A 14,156-nucleotide genomic window follows, 5' to 3' on the forward strand; every position below is an offset into this window, starting at 1 on the left:
CTCTTTTCTAAAAATAAATGATATCGCTGACTGAACGTTCGCTGCCGGCATCTCCTTTTGCTCCAGCCACCGGAGTATTCACTACTTGTCCATTAAATACCATGGTAGAAGAACCCCCGCCGTCAAGGTTGTAAGCAATGGTTGCTCCTTTGCTCTTGAAAATTTCGCCTAACTGATACAAGGACAATCCAGCACTATCAGCCGTCCGTCCATCCGAAACAATGATGATATAATGATTTTCACCAATCTGTCCAATCGCTGTTCTGGGGTTGCTGGACATAGATTGGGCAACCTCCTCTTCACTAGATACCACTAGTTCACCATTTTCAACTAAAGCAGGGCCAAAAGAAAAAACTTGCATGGCTCCCTCCTTTAATAATGACTCAGCTGATACCTCCGACTGGTTCACAAGCGAAAAGTTCCCATCGCTATCAATGACTAAAGCATCTGTATCCTCCTCTGCCGTATCCCGATATAAACTACCATTGCGAATCACATAACCAGTATCGCGAAAGCCATAATAATCCCCATTGATTGCTAATATTGCTTGATTCTCAGAAGCAATGGCAGAAGTTGTTTCCTTGATATTGCGGCCATAAGTATTATTAGCAAAGGCGGTTTTTAGTTGATCACTATTGGTCACCTGAATATCCGCAACGTAATAAGTGGTATCCGCGGCTTGTTCTGTCGAGATAGTAATTGTCATGTCATCATCTTGATAACTATTTTCTGTAATGACTGCTTCAGAGCTTTCACTAGACTCTGCAGCAGTATTCGAAGCTGCTTCAGTCGTTTCTGCTGTTGTATTGGTAGCAATAGCCGAATAGGTTTTCGGAACCACAAACGTATCCAATAAAACAAAACTAGTAAAGCAGATTAGCAGGAATAAGGCTGCGAAAAACCAAGGAAACTTTCTATGTTTGATCAATCTTCATATCCCCTCTCTTAAAAACAAAGCGTCGCTGAATATAAAAACTGAGAAAGAAAATCCCGCAATCAACAACTACTTTAACTAGAATAATGTGTTGAAATAATCCGGCCAATCCTTGAACCATCAGACTGCTTAACAACAATTGCCCCATAAAGAGCAAGGCATATTTGCCTGCTTCACCAATCTGTTTATGAGCGCTTTTAAACACAAAATGCCGGTTTAATTGATAGTTCAAAAAGCCACTGCTAATTCTAGCTATTGCGGTGGCCACAAATAGCGCATTGGAAGCCGTTGGGAAGACCAGCTTCAACAGGATAACAAAAAATAAAATATCAAAGATCGCAGATAAACCTGAGTTAATAATAAATTTCAAGAAAGGAAGATACACCAACCAGGAATCCATTACACTACGAAAATGCGAATGCTCATTATTTCCAAAATAAATCGTTTCTATCGGGATTTCTTCCAGCGAAAGACCGAATTCATTCGCCTGCATTAGCATATTCATCTCATATTCAAAACGTTGACCAGGAATCTCCAGCAACTGAAATAAATATTTTTGAGGAATGCCCCGCAAACCGGTTTGAGTATCCGACAAAGCCGTCCCGGTGGAAAAACGAAACATCAGAGCTGTTAGTTTATTCCCATAGCGGCTTTTGAAGGGGATCTGCTCTTGGTCAAACTGACGTGTACCTAAAAAAAGCGTATCCTGATTCTTTTCAACCAGATCAGCAATTTTTAAAATATCAGCCACCTGATGTTGTCCATCGCTGTCAGCCGTTACCATGCCATCAGCTTCAGACAAATGCTTAAGCTGGAAACGCATAGCAGTTTTTAAAGCGGAGCCTTTGCCCTTATTTTGCGAATGAGTCAGCAAAATTGCGCCTTTACGTTTTGCTTCCTGAAAAACCGCTTGATAAGCGTCACTCGATCCATCATCAATTACGATAATTGGCCGATCTGTTTGACTCAGCAATGTAGTTAAAAAGGGTAAAAAGCGGGACTCTGGTTCATAGGTTGGGATTACAATACTGGCTGTCATAGATTTCTCTCCTTTTTTGAAAAGGTAAAGAAGGAAAAGTCTCCTTCTTTACCTGCTAGTTTCGAGCCTCTCTGTTGCCGCCAGGAGCTCCACCAGGTCCTCCGCCGCCCATCATTCCTTGGTTGGCTTCTACAGCAGCACCTGAGGAATCCACTGATGTTACTGCAGAATTAACGGTAACAGTTGTTGAAGTTCCACTAGAAAAATCAATCGTATAGGTTTGACCGGTTTGAATTGCTGGATCACTAATCACTAAGTTAGCGAAAGTTTTATTAGAAGTTGCTTCGCTAATTACATTGCCTTGACTGTCTTTTAACGTAACTACTTCGCCAGCCTGCAGCTGATTGTCTAACCAAAGCTGAATACTTGGCTGGGTAGAAGTATCACTAGTCGACTGAGCCATATCCGAAGAACCAAAGCTGTACAGAGTACCGCCAGTTATATCGAAGGTTCCATCATAATCAAGGGCACCGTTTCCACCGCTGACTGGGCCATAGATAGTCAATTGACCACCTGTCATAGTAATGTCGCCATTGGAATCCAATCCATCCCCTTCTGCATTGACCTGAATAGTTCCACCCTCAATGGTGATGGTATAATCACCGCTGCTGCTTTCCTTGAAGGAATCGGGACCAAATGAATTTTGCTCAGCAGCATCAGACCCTTCATCTGTAGTTGATCCTCCAGCAGCATTAATGCCGTCGTCCGTCGAAACAACGTTTATGTTACCGCCTGACAGAACAACGTTTGCTCCTTCAATCCCTTCATAAGAGTTCAAAATATTTACTTCTCCAGCAGAAACCGTTGTAGTACCATCGGCATGAATCCCATCATCCTCAGTCGTTAGATTTAAAGTTCCGCCAGTAATAGTTGCATTGCCGTTGGAATGAACACTGTCGTCTACTGAATCAATGGTGTACGTTCCACCATTGATCGTCAGATCACTACCGGCCTTCAGTCCTTTGTAGCTTTGAGTATCGTCAGCTGTTCCGCTAGCATTCGTAGTGATATCAATGGTGGGATTGTTAGCAATTAAATATGTTTCGGCCTGAATCCCATCGTTCTCACTATTAATTGTGTAGGTCCCACCGTCTAAAACAATGTAGCCCTTATCTGATTCTTCAGCATTAGTAGCTTGAATTCCATCATTTGCTGCAGTGATTGTAAAATCTCCATCTAAAATTTGAACAGAGTCCTTTCCTTTGAGTCCTTCATTGCCACTATCAATGATATAAGTCCCACTGGTTACCTTTAAATCATTTTTACTTTGAATTCCGTGTCCCGCTGTTGCTTGCACCTCCAATGTGCCCGAACCGTTTAAGGTTAAGTCATCCTTACTGTAGATTGCAGCCTGCGCTTCCTCGGTTTCCGCGAAGCTCGCAGCCGTTGCAGCTACCAGATTCGATGTATTTTCTGCCGTAGTTATTACTGTTTTTTCAGCTTGTGCAACTGAAATTGCAGCAGCGGTTTCATTAGTAATGCTCGCATTATTCAGTACAACTCGAACTGTTTCTGAATCGGTGCTGCTAATGACAATTTGTCCATTGGTTAGTGTGCCAGAAACTACATAGGTACCTCCTTTGGTTATTGTGATGGTATTGTCTAAAACCTCTGCACCGTCCCCATTAACACTGGATCCCTCATCCTTTAAGGTAATCTGTGTAGCTGTACTTTCATCATAAGTGGTAGTTTTATCTTCTTCATCGTACTCACCAGTTGCTGCTAAAACAGTAGAATTTGTTTTATTATTGGTAGAAGAACTAGTCAAACTAGCGGCAGTACTGGCCTCCTCAGTCTGAGTGGCGGTCACTTTGTAGACAACGCCGCCAGTTAATGCCAGTGCTAACAGCAGCGATGCGATGGATAGTCTTTTTTTCATCCGTTTCTCCCTCTCTTTTCTTCAACTTTCAGCATAAAGAGTAATTCGTAGTCTGTTTTTTATGCCTTCGCTGAAGCTGTGGTAAGCGACTAAAATCAGCAAACTTCCTGTTTTTATCTGCTGATTTTCTTTGCTTTATGACAAGCTTTTATTCATTGTTTTTCAGGTAATAACATCCATACTAAGCCAAATAAGGCGGTTAAATAGATCAGCATAATAACCCTCTTCTTTCTGTGGGCTATAAATCCTTCCCACTTCCTGCTGGTTGGACAACAATTGGTAAATTACTATTCACTAATCGCAGCTCATCTAAAAATTCTTTCTCCTGGTAAGGATTTTTCTCATGAACGGTGAAGGATACTTCGAACAAGCTGCCTAAGTTGGTCGTCTTGATCTGGTCCAGCTGATGATAACTAGTAAATTTCTGCAGCACTGGATCAAAATCCCTCATATAATTGGTGTACTCAGGAACTGTAATACGTACTTGTCGAACATTCTCCATAGCGTCACCAAACTTCAAGTTGGTATAAACAATCATTGCTAGACTGACAAATAGGCTAAAGATCGTTGCATAAACGATATACCCCATCCCAATCGCTAATCCCACAGCCATGGAGAAAAAAATAGTAGTAATCTCACGAGCATTTCCTGGAGCGGAGCGGAAACGAACTAGGCTAAAGGCACCGGCTACCGTAATCCCTGCCCCTAAATTCCCGTTGACCATCATAATGACAGAAGAAACCAAAACCGGCAGCAGGGCGATGGTAAACATAAAATTTTTGGAATAGCTGTTATGGTATTTGTGAACCATCGCAATGAGAAAACCTAGAATAAGACTGGATGAAATAGTTAATAGAATTTGAGTCAGCGTAACAGTCATCTCACTGACATTGTTGCTAAGAATACTATCAAGCATAAAGTGATTCCCCTCGTTCAATTGTTTTGATTGTTTGGTTGCTTTGACGCGTATGCTGTTTTTCCCATTCAGGAAACAGCACCCAATGGTAAACATTTCCGTATTTCGTAAACTTTCCTTGAAAAATTTGCAATTCGGAAAAAAGACGGCTGATTTCTAGCGGGAACGCCTCAAAAATTTTGACCTCCATTAGGACAGTCGGCTCAGTTGTTAATCGTATTTGCGGATGTTGATCCACCTGATCTAATTCGAAATGCTCCAAAGAATAACGAATATTCTGATCAAAGGTGATACGGAAGTTTTCGTCCTTCTTATGCTTCAAGGCAATCCGGTCATAACTGATCAGAACTGTTGATTGAAGCTTTTGCTGCTGGGTGTACCAGTCAAGCTCTTTAAATATCTGCTTTTGCTCCTGCGGCTTCACTCCATAATTAAGAAAATTTTTTGCCTCCTGATATGTCATAGCTGTTCTGCGTTTGTAGGTTACACCAGCTACCTTCTTCTTCAATTCCAGATAAACGGTGGATTGATTAGTTGCTAGACCATAGCTGCGCAATCGCATTTTTTCTTTGAATTTAGGCTTGTCTACCGAATGACGAATGACCGCCAAATCCTCAGTATCGTAATAGATCGTATGGATTGTATGCAGTCCATATTCATCAATCGTCATATATTCTTGTAAACGGGTCAGCAGCAGATCGAACTTCTCTGGAGTCATTAAATATTTTTTCTCGCGGCGTTCAAAGATTTCTCCGCTTTTCACTTTTACTTTTGCCATGCTGAAATTCCTCCTTGTTGATTCATTGATTAGCGATGTATGTAGCATAACCAATGAATCTGAACTCCTTCTGAAGTAAATCTGAACAAATCTGAAGTTTGAAAAATGCACAAAAAAAGAGCAGCCAGTGATTGACTGCTCTTAATTAATATTCAATTGTTCCCTTGCTTCCCTCATTTTATCGGCAGCAGAATTTCTGTTTGGTAGATTTTCCCGAGAGTTGTACTAGTCATCTGCCCCTGATGAAGCTCTACGATCATGGTGGAGATCTTCACCCCTAATGACTTGCCAATACTTGAATCAGACTCGCCAACGGTGTTCTTGATAATCACCTGAAGCTGATCATTTTGTACCTGAATTCGCACATCGACCCCTTGCTTTAGATCAGCGTGCTGGTTGATATTGGAAATAAGATTATCAAACAAGCGCTCCAGCAAACTCATATCCCCCACAATTCTCGTTTGAGCTGGAATATCCAGCTCATAAGTAACCTCTGCAATCGGCAGCAGCTCCGTGATGAATTGTTCAAACATCATCCGGCCGTCAATTGTTTGCAGCTCTAAAGGACGTTGCCCGGAAAAAATCGTTGCATACTCCAGCAGATCATTCACACGAGTATTCATCTGTTGGGTCTTTTTATGAATCAAATTTAAATATTTCCGCTGCTCTTCAGTTAAGTCGGTTTCCAGCAGCACAGGCAGATAGCCGCTTAAAATGGTGAGGGGCGTACGGATATCATGACTGAGGTCACTGATGATTTCTCGTGATGCCTGGGTAGCTTTTGCTTCCAAAACAATCTTCTCGCTAAGTGATTCACTCATTCGATTAATGCTGGCCGCAATCTGTGTCAGTTCATCATGCCCCTCTTCGGCAATTCGATAATCCAGATCCCCCGCCTCCAAAATGATTGTTCCTTTTTCGATTTGGTGCATGTATTTCGCCTTATTCAATAGTTGGCGATAAAACAAGACGATCGCAAAGAGTAAGCCCAAGACTACTGACGCAACAATTCCGATATACATCGGCCAACGATTCTCAACTACTAGAAAAATCGTTTTTGTTTCCCCATCGGAATAAGTAATGGTAGTAGATTTTTCTGTACCTAATGGCCGCCGCTCTTCAATTGGTCCCGCTGGTTCTTTATGGAATTTCGGTTCATTTCTAGCTTCAGAATCATTGCGCAAATAAAAGACCGTCCCGTCTGAGGATTGCCAAGTAAACCGACCTAAGCTGTCCGCCTTCTGCTGACTGACAAATTCTTGAAACTCGGCAGTGGCTTCTGAAAAATCCTTCTTTTCCATCTGGGGCTGTATCACTTGATGGTACAATGACTGATTACCCAAAAACAGCACGAAGAACAAAATTGCACCACTAATGATACTAAGAATTAAATAGCGAAAAATCTCTTTAGGAAAGGTAGTCTTTTTATCGTTCAATCTTATACCCCACTCCCCACACGGTCAAAATGTACTGCGGCTTTTTCGGGTCCTGTTCGATTTTTTGCCGTAATTTTTTGATATGAGTCATGATGGTACTGCTGGAACTGTAAAAATACGGCTCCTGCCAAACCGTTTCATAGATCGCTTCTGCGGAAAAAACATGCCCTGGTGATTCCGCCAGCAGCTGCAAAATATCAAACTCTTTCCCTGTTAAGGTAATTTCCTGATCAGCCAAAACTACCCTTCGCGTTTCCGGCTGCAATATCAGGTCGCGAACCTGAAGCGAATGATTGGTTTGTATTTGCGAGCTATTATAATTCAAGTAACGTCGCAGCATAGCCTGAACCTTCAGCTGCAACTCCTGGGGTGAGAAGGGCTTGACCAAATAGTCATCTGCTCCAGCAGAGTAGCCGACAATCTTATCGTATTCCTGCCCCTTGGCTGAAATGAATAGGATCGGTACTGAATAGGAGTTGCGAATCGCTTTCACTGCATCAACACCATTCATTTTAGGCATCATATAATCCATAATAATCAAGGCAACATCCTGATCCACCATACTCAGGGCCTCCTGCCCATTTTCCGCCTCAATAATCTCATCTACATAAGAAGCCAGCAGCATTTTCTCCAGCTCCCGAATATCAGCCTCATCATCTACAATCAACAGCTTGTTCATCTTCATCCCTCTTTTACGACATTTTCTGCTTAGTATGCCATAAAATCAGGCCGTAAAATTTTTCCTGCCAAAAAGATCATAAAAAAATCCCAGATTCTTAATGATTATTAGTGATTTAGCAAACTCTATCAATTAGGAGCTTGCGTTTTCTAGCTAAAATACGACTTAATAATTTCATTTCTTAGACTTAAACTAGCTAGCCGCACAGCCTGCACAATCTGTCACTAAAATAGCAGTCACCTGCCTTCTATACTAGAGAGCAAGTGACTGCTATATTTTTTATCTACTAATCTTCGCGCTGTCGCTGTTCATAAATTGTCGTACTTCCTCTTCACTGTACTGGTTGCAGTCGCCTTTGACAAAGTGCTTCAGGACAGCAGCAGCCGTCGCAAACTCAATCGCTTCCTGTGGATTCATTGCGGTTAATAAACCGTGCAGCATCCCACCAGTAAAGGCATCTCCACCACCGATTCGATCAACGATAGGATCGATGGCATAGTTTTTCGACGTGTAACACTGTCCCTTGATCCATAAGTTTCCTTGTAGTTCATTTACACTCGTCGAATGAACTGTCCGCTTAGTCGAAAAGAAGACCTCAATGTTTGGGAAAAGCTTTTGCATCGCTTGATAATAGTGCGTGACATCAGCTTCTGCTTCCTCTTGAATTCCCAACAAATGAATCGCATCCATGTGGCCTGCTGAACAGTAATCTACATAAGGCAGCGCCTTGCGCAAAAACGCCCCTGCGGCTTGTTGTGTCCACAATGTTTGACGATAGTTGCTGTCAAAGCTGACCTTACAGCCGACTGCTTTAGCTGCTTGCATCAGTTGAATGGTCAACTGGCACCAATCTTCAGAGAGCGCTGGGGTAATGCCTGAAACATGGAATACATCTACCTCAGCAAACAGCTCAGTCAAATTCCATTCCAATTCATTCATCAAAGCAAAGACTGACCCTTGGCGATCGTACACTACTTTAGTCGCCTTCTGACCAATTCCTTGTTCCACGTAATAAGTTCCTAGTCGACCAGGTTCTTTTAATAGAAAGTCAGTCGCAACACCATAACTGCGCAAATGCCTTTCCACCGCTTGTCCGAAGGCATTATCTGCTACCTTGCTGGCATATTGGACATGATGACCATAATTTGCCAGAGAAACGGCTACGTTTGCTTCACCACCGCCATAAAAAACATCCAGCTGACTGGCTTGATTCAAGCGTGTGCCGACTTCGGCTGACAACCGCATCATAATTTCCCCTAGACAAACGATTCTAGCCATGAGTAATTCCTCTAATCTCAGCCAGCTTTGCAGCATATTGCTGAGCAATTTCTGTTACCTTAGCAAAATCACCTTCAGCTGCTGGTGCTAACAAATTCCCGCCGACACCCACAGCAACTACTCCAGCCTCAAACCAGGTAGCCATATTTTCCAGACTGACACCACCAGTTGGCATCAAGTTAATATGAGGCAATGGTGCTTTGACAGCTGAGACAATACTTGGACCATAGGCACTGCCTGGGAACAGTTTGATAATGTCTGCACCGCTCTTCAAAGCTGTCTGCATTTCAGTAATCGTCATACACCCTGGTAAGTAAGGGATTTGGTAAAGGTTGCACAGCTCAGCAGTTTCAGCGTCAAAGCTAGGGCTGACAATAAATTCCGCACCAGCCATGATTGCCAAGCGGGCCGTTACAGCATCCAATACGGTTCCTGCTCCAATCACAGCCTCTTGTCCACGATACGCATCTACTAACTCCTGAATAGCCGCTTGAGCGTTCGGGACCGTAAATGTTACTTCGATCCCGATTACGCCGCCTTCAATAATTGCATGACTGGCTTTAACAGCTTCCGCCTGATCTTTTCCGCGTACAACAGCAATGACTCCGGCTTTTTCTAAACGTGATAAAATTTCTACTCGTTTCATTCAAACGTCTCCAGTCTATTAATTAAGAACAGCCCGTTCCAACAAAGTTCCCGCTGGATGTTGACCCTCTAGATCCCGCATACCTGAAAATGACAGAACCCGATCCATATTGGTAATTACGACAATGATCATTGTTTCTTTCCCTTGATTGCGGATATAAGCTAAATCCATTTGTGCTAATTTGGTTTCAACTGATACTTTGTCGCCTTCTTTGACAAATACTTCAAAGCCTTGACCATTTAAAGCGACGGTATCAATTCCCATGTGAACCAAGACTTCCACACCGTTGCTGGTTTTGATGCCAATTGCATGTTTAGATGGGAAAACAGTTGTTACCGTACCGGAAACTGGTGAGAACACCGCACCGTCAGTTGAGTTAATGGCAAAGCCTTCACCCATCATTTTAGTTGAAAAAACTTCATCTGGTACATCTTCTAAAGGTACATAATCACCCTTTGAAACAGCATGCAAATCAACTTCATTCGTTAACTCAGTATCTTCGTCCATTTCCTTTGGCACTAGCATGTAAGTTAAAACAAATGATAGAACCAAAGCAATGATGATACCTAGTACTGCAAAGATAAAGTATTGACCAATATAAGCTGGCAAACTGAAAATACTTGATAAAATGTAGCCATAAATCCGAACACCGAAGAAGCTGATAAAGGCTGATGCAACTGAGCTTCCGATAGTGGCAGCGATAAAGGCTTTTTTGTATTTAGATAAGATACCGAATAAAGCTGGCTCGGTAATTCCTAAAATTCCTGATACAGCAGAAGATAAAACGATTGATTTTTCTTCTTTGGTTTTTACTTTAGTGTAAATAGCAGCTGTGGCACCGGTAATCGCCATGTTGGCCATAAACATCATTGGCATTAACATGTCATAGCCTTGGTTCGCAAAGTTCTGCAAAGCAATCGGTGTCATGGCATGGTGTAAACCTGTAAAGATCGCAATTGGTCGAATCGCACCTACGACAATCCCTGCTAACACTGGTGAAATAGTAAATAGTCCAGCCACACCTGCAGCCAATAGATTCCCTAAATGAATACTAATTGGTCCAATAATTGTTAATGTAACCAAACCAGCCACGAACAAGGAGATGGTTGGAGTAAAGACAGTTCGTAAAACTTGCGGCAAGACCTTATCCACCCAACGATAAATGTAGCTTAACGCTAAAACTGCAAAGATAATCGGAATAACCGTTCCCGCATAGTTAAAGACCGGAACTGGGACAAGCCCAAACAGTCGAAACGCTGAAATATTTCCTTCAGCTACCGCATTGGTCATCGTTGGAAACTGTAAAGTTGCTGCAATCGCAATGGCCAAATATTGGTTCGTTTTGAAAATGTGAGCAGCAGAAGCGGCAACGAAAAATGGCAAGAATGTAAATACGCCGCTGGCAATCATATCAATGACTAAATAAGTATCTGTTTGGTTAGAGATGACATTTAAGGCAACTAACCCTGCCATCAATCCTTTGATCATTCCGGCTCCGGCAATCGCAGGTACGATTGGTCCAAATACCCCGGATACAGTATCCATAAACAAGGAAACGGCACCTTTTTTCTCAGTATCTCCTTGCTGGCTGTTTTCATCTAAACCTAGCTCTTTGGCTAATGGTGCAAAGTAATCAGCTACATCGGTTCCAATAACGACCTGTAATTGATCGCTTTGGTATTTAGTTCCTACTACTTTAGGAATCTTTTCCAAAGCCGCATAATCAACCTTCTTTTCATCCTTTAAGTTAAAACGCAAGCGGGTCATACAATGCCAAGCGTTGTTAATATTTTCAGCACCGCCAACATCTTTAATGATCTGTTTTGCAATATCTTCATGTTTCATTTTTTAATAGCCCTCCTTCATTCTTACGGAACAAGTAATTCAAGCTCGGACTAGTCAACTTCGCTTGAATGATGTGATTCCGTTTTCACCCTCACATAGTAGCATGGTATTTCAAACTTGTAAAACCAGTCCTTTTCGGTATTTTTATATTAAAAACCGCTATATATCAACGTTTTAAAATAAATTTAATAAAAATTGGACTGGTTTTATCGTGCTAATCTAGTATTTTTCAGACCAAATTGACACCGCTTGTCTATCCGTGTTTCAATGAGTGTGGAAATGATTCGTATTACAAAATTGGAGTGAACAATATGACACCAACCATTATTACTGATATAAAAAGCTTCGCGATCAAACCTGATCGCCATAATCTATTAGTTGTCAAAGTAGAAACCGACAAAGGAGTATCCGGTCTTGGCTGCGGTACCTTCCAGTTCCGTCCATTAGCCGTTCAAACAGTGGTAGAAGAATACTTGAAACCGCTATTGATTGGCCGTGATGCCAACCAAATCGAAGACATCTGGCAAGTAATGAACGTAAACTCTTACTGGCGCAATGGACCTATCACCAACAATGCAATCTCTGGTGTAGATATGGCCTTGTGGGATATCAAAGGCAAATTGGCTGATATGCCATTGTACCAACTATTAGGTGGAAAAGCTCGTACAGCAATCCCAGCTTATACCCATGCAGTTGCCGACAATTTAGATGATCTTTATGGAGAAATCGACAAATTTCTAGCAGAAGGGTATCGTTATATCCGTTGCCAATTAGGCTTCTACGGCGGCAACCCTGAGAACCTGCAAACACCGGATCAACCAATTAAAGGTTCTTACTTCGATCAAGAAGATTATATGCAAACAACGTTAAAAATGTTTAAAGCAATCAAAGAAAAATACGGCAACCAGTTCCAAATGCTGCATGATGTACATGAACGTCTGCATCCTAATCAAGCGATTCAGTTTGCCAAAGCAACTGAGCCCTACAATCTGTTCTTTTTAGAGGATATTTTACCGCCGAACCAAAATGAATGGTTGGCACAATTACGCAGCCAATCAGCAACACCAATCGCTACTGGCGAGCTGTTTAACAACCCAATGGAATGGAAAGAACTAGTACGCAACCGTCAAATCGACTTTATGCGGGCACACGTTTCTCAAATTGGTGGAATTACACCAGCGCTAAAATTGGCGCATTTCTGTGAAGCAATGGGTATCCGTATTGCTTGGCATACGCCTTCTGATATCAGTCCAGTTGGTTTAGCAGTGAATACTCATTTGAACATTCACCTGCACAATGCAGCAATTCAAGAAAACATTGATATTCCTGAAAATACCCGCAACCTGTTTGGCAATATTCCTGCACCAGAAAAAGGCTTCTTCTACCCGATTGAACAAAGCGGAATCGGCGTGACCTTCAACGAAGAATTAGCTGAAGAACATCCCGTCGTTTACCGTCCTCATGAATGGACACAAAGCCGGACACCTGACGGAACAATTGTAACGCCATAGCAAAAAAACGCTGAGATCAACGGAACCTAGGGGTTGATCTCAGTGTTTTTATATGTATTCAATTTTTTTGGCAGTTAGCTGGTATAATAAAGAAGAAGGGTGGCGATGACTTATGACAAAGCACACGCATCAAAAAAACACTTCTAGACCTATTCTTTGGCGCTTCGGTATTATTGGACTTTTTTTGTACAATCGGTTGAAAGATACGACCTATTTTCAAAACCGGACAGCTATTTTTAGCTTCTATTGCTTTTCCTTCCTTTTCGTTTTCTCACTTCTGTATATCGGCTTAATTTTCTTTGGTTTTAGTCCATCCATTCCACTCGTCTGGAGTATCCTATTACTTACAAGTATCGCATACGGCTATTGGGCTGCCCGCTATTTCTCTTCAACCTGTTAGTCTATCCGTGAACGATGAATTTCCCGATCAAATGGCCGAATATAGGTCACTGAATAATCAATCGCAATAATGCTGCTGTATTCGTAGACCTGACCATCTTCTAGGATTGCCCGATTGGTGATCTGCATCGCCGGTGTTCCACGCTTGCATAAAAGCAGGCGCGACTGCTCCTTATTGGTAGTAATCGGATCGTAGCTGGTAATGTAATGGGAGATACGGTAGCCCTGATTTTCTACATAATTTTGAATCGAATGCTCCACTGCCTCCTGTGAAAAATTAGGAAACATCGAAACCGGCAGCTTAGAGATTTCCAGCTGCTCAATCTTATAATTGACAATTCGAATCCGCTCAAAGGTCCAGATTTCCTCCTCCGCATCAATCTGAAAAATCTTCTGCTCCTCTAGCGTTGCAGGCGCCTTCTTCAGATCAATCATTTTAGAGTCAATTCGATCATAAGGAGTCCGAGTCAACGAGTTAAAAATCAACGGATTATTGACCCATTCCTCATGGACAAAGATCCCTGAACCTTGAACGACCCGCACAATCCCAATTTCTTCCAAATTTTTCACAGCTTGCTGAATCGTAAAGCGCGACACCCCATAAATCTTTGCTAAATCCCGCTGATTCGGCAGCTTGCCGTTTTTAAACTCTTCTTGATATATTTTACTAAGCAAATCTTGCACAATGAATTCGCGTTTTTTCATGGAGAGACTCCTTTGTATCATTTGATACTGTAACTATACATGGAATCTGCTGAAAAGTTAATAAGTAAACATAAGATGAGGTAGTTGTTTGGGTAGTATAGGTCTATTTTG

Annotated in this window: 12 protein-coding genes; 1 reads left to right on the forward strand and 11 read right to left on the reverse strand. The window is 42.0% G+C overall.

What is annotated here, in order from left to right:
- Window positions 1-7: 7 nt before the first annotated feature.
- The 10 genes from I588_RS18885 to I588_RS18930 form a co-directional block, all read right to left on the reverse strand.
- Window positions 8-925, reverse strand: a complete 918-nt coding sequence (locus I588_RS18885) for a phosphodiester glycosidase family protein (protein ID WP_034694139.1) — start codon at window positions 923-925, stop codon at window positions 8-10.
- On the reverse strand, window positions 915-1,973 hold the full coding sequence (locus tag I588_RS18890) for a bifunctional glycosyltransferase family 2/GtrA family protein (protein WP_010758460.1): 1,059 nt from the start codon (window positions 1,971-1,973) through the stop codon (window positions 915-917). Before I588_RS18890 ends, I588_RS18885 begins: the two co-directional genes overlap by 11 nt.
- 55 nt (window positions 1,974-2,028) lie before the next feature.
- On the reverse strand, window positions 2,029-3,852 hold the full coding sequence (locus tag I588_RS18895; RefSeq protein ID WP_010758461.1) for a carbohydrate-binding domain-containing protein: 1,824 nt from the start codon (window positions 3,850-3,852) through the stop codon (window positions 2,029-2,031).
- A 238-nt stretch (window positions 3,853-4,090) separates the two neighbouring features.
- Entirely contained in the window at window positions 4,091-4,768 is a 678-nt protein-coding gene (locus I588_RS18900; RefSeq protein ID WP_010758462.1) for a DUF4956 domain-containing protein, read from the reverse strand.
- The gene (locus I588_RS18905) at window positions 4,761-5,546 is read right to left on the reverse strand and encodes a polyphosphate polymerase domain-containing protein (protein WP_010758463.1); all 786 of its coding nucleotides are present in this window, start codon (window positions 5,544-5,546) and stop codon (window positions 4,761-4,763) included. Before I588_RS18905 ends, I588_RS18900 begins: the two co-directional genes overlap by 8 nt.
- Window positions 5,547-5,719: 173 nt before the next feature.
- Window positions 5,720-6,982 (reverse strand): sensor histidine kinase, encoded by a 1,263-nt coding sequence (locus I588_RS18910; protein WP_010758464.1) that lies wholly within the window; start codon window positions 6,980-6,982, stop codon window positions 5,720-5,722.
- On the reverse strand, window positions 6,972-7,661 hold the full coding sequence (locus I588_RS18915; RefSeq protein ID WP_010758465.1) for a response regulator transcription factor: 690 nt from the start codon (window positions 7,659-7,661) through the stop codon (window positions 6,972-6,974). The genes I588_RS18910 and I588_RS18915 overlap by 11 nt, the downstream gene beginning before the upstream one ends.
- Window positions 7,662-7,940: 279 nt before the next feature.
- On the reverse strand, window positions 7,941-8,939 hold the full coding sequence (locus tag I588_RS18920; protein WP_010758466.1) for a sugar kinase: 999 nt from the start codon (window positions 8,937-8,939) through the stop codon (window positions 7,941-7,943).
- Window positions 8,932-9,585, reverse strand: a complete 654-nt coding sequence (locus I588_RS18925) for a bifunctional 2-keto-4-hydroxyglutarate aldolase/2-keto-3-deoxy-6-phosphogluconate aldolase (RefSeq protein ID WP_010758467.1) — start codon at window positions 9,583-9,585, stop codon at window positions 8,932-8,934. The genes I588_RS18920 and I588_RS18925 overlap by 8 nt, the downstream gene beginning before the upstream one ends.
- 18 nt (window positions 9,586-9,603) lie before the next feature.
- A complete protein-coding gene (locus I588_RS18930) occupies window positions 9,604-11,430 on the reverse strand; it encodes a glucose PTS transporter subunit IIA (protein WP_010758468.1) in 1,827 nt (608 codons plus the stop codon).
- Window positions 11,431-11,741: 311 nt separating this feature from the next.
- Here I588_RS18930 and I588_RS18935 point away from each other — a divergent pair, with 311 nt between their 5' ends.
- Window positions 11,742-12,941, forward strand: coding sequence for an enolase C-terminal domain-like protein (locus I588_RS18935; RefSeq protein ID WP_010758469.1), 1,200 nt, complete (start codon window positions 11,742-11,744; stop codon window positions 12,939-12,941).
- A gap of 396 nt (window positions 12,942-13,337) precedes the next feature.
- Here the strand turns inward: I588_RS18935 and I588_RS18940 are convergent, their stop codons facing one another.
- Complete coding sequence (locus I588_RS18940) at window positions 13,338-14,045, reverse strand: GntR family transcriptional regulator (RefSeq protein WP_010758470.1); 708 nt, start codon at window positions 14,043-14,045, stop codon at window positions 13,338-13,340.
- Window positions 14,046-14,156: the final 111 nt, after the last annotated feature.

The organism is Enterococcus pallens ATCC BAA-351, from assembly GCF_000407485.1.
Taxonomy (GTDB): Bacteria; Bacillota; Bacilli; order Lactobacillales; family Enterococcaceae; genus Enterococcus_A; species Enterococcus_A pallens.

Bases quoted from the DNA above. Each gene is read 5' to 3' on its own strand.
- I588_RS18890 (WP_010758460.1), bottom strand. From the start codon at position 1,973: ATGACAGCCAGTATTGTAATCCCAACCTATGAACCAGAGTCCCGCTTT.
- I588_RS18895 (WP_010758461.1), bottom strand. From the start codon at position 3,852: ATGAAAAAAAGACTATCCATCGCATCGCTGCTGTTAGCACTGGCATTA.
- I588_RS18900 (WP_010758462.1), bottom strand. From the start codon at position 4,768: ATGCTTGATAGTATTCTTAGCAACAATGTCAGTGAGATGACTGTTACG.
- I588_RS18905 (WP_010758463.1), bottom strand. From the start codon at position 5,546: ATGGCAAAAGTAAAAGTGAAAAGCGGAGAAATCTTTGAACGCCGCGAG.
- I588_RS18915 (WP_010758465.1), bottom strand. From the start codon at position 7,661: ATGAACAAGCTGTTGATTGTAGATGATGAGGCTGATATTCGGGAGCTG.
- I588_RS18920 (WP_010758466.1), bottom strand. From the start codon at position 8,939: ATGGCTAGAATCGTTTGTCTAGGGGAAATTATGATGCGGTTGTCAGCC.
- I588_RS18925 (WP_010758467.1), bottom strand. From the start codon at position 9,585: ATGAAACGAGTAGAAATTTTATCACGTTTAGAAAAAGCCGGAGTCATT.
- I588_RS18930 (WP_010758468.1), bottom strand. From the start codon at position 11,430: ATGAAACATGAAGATATTGCAAAACAGATCATTAAAGATGTTGGCGGT.
- I588_RS18935 (WP_010758469.1), top strand. From the start codon at position 11,742: ATGACACCAACCATTATTACTGATATAAAAAGCTTCGCGATCAAACCT.
- I588_RS18940 (WP_010758470.1), bottom strand. From the start codon at position 14,045: ATGAAAAAACGCGAATTCATTGTGCAAGATTTGCTTAGTAAAATATAT.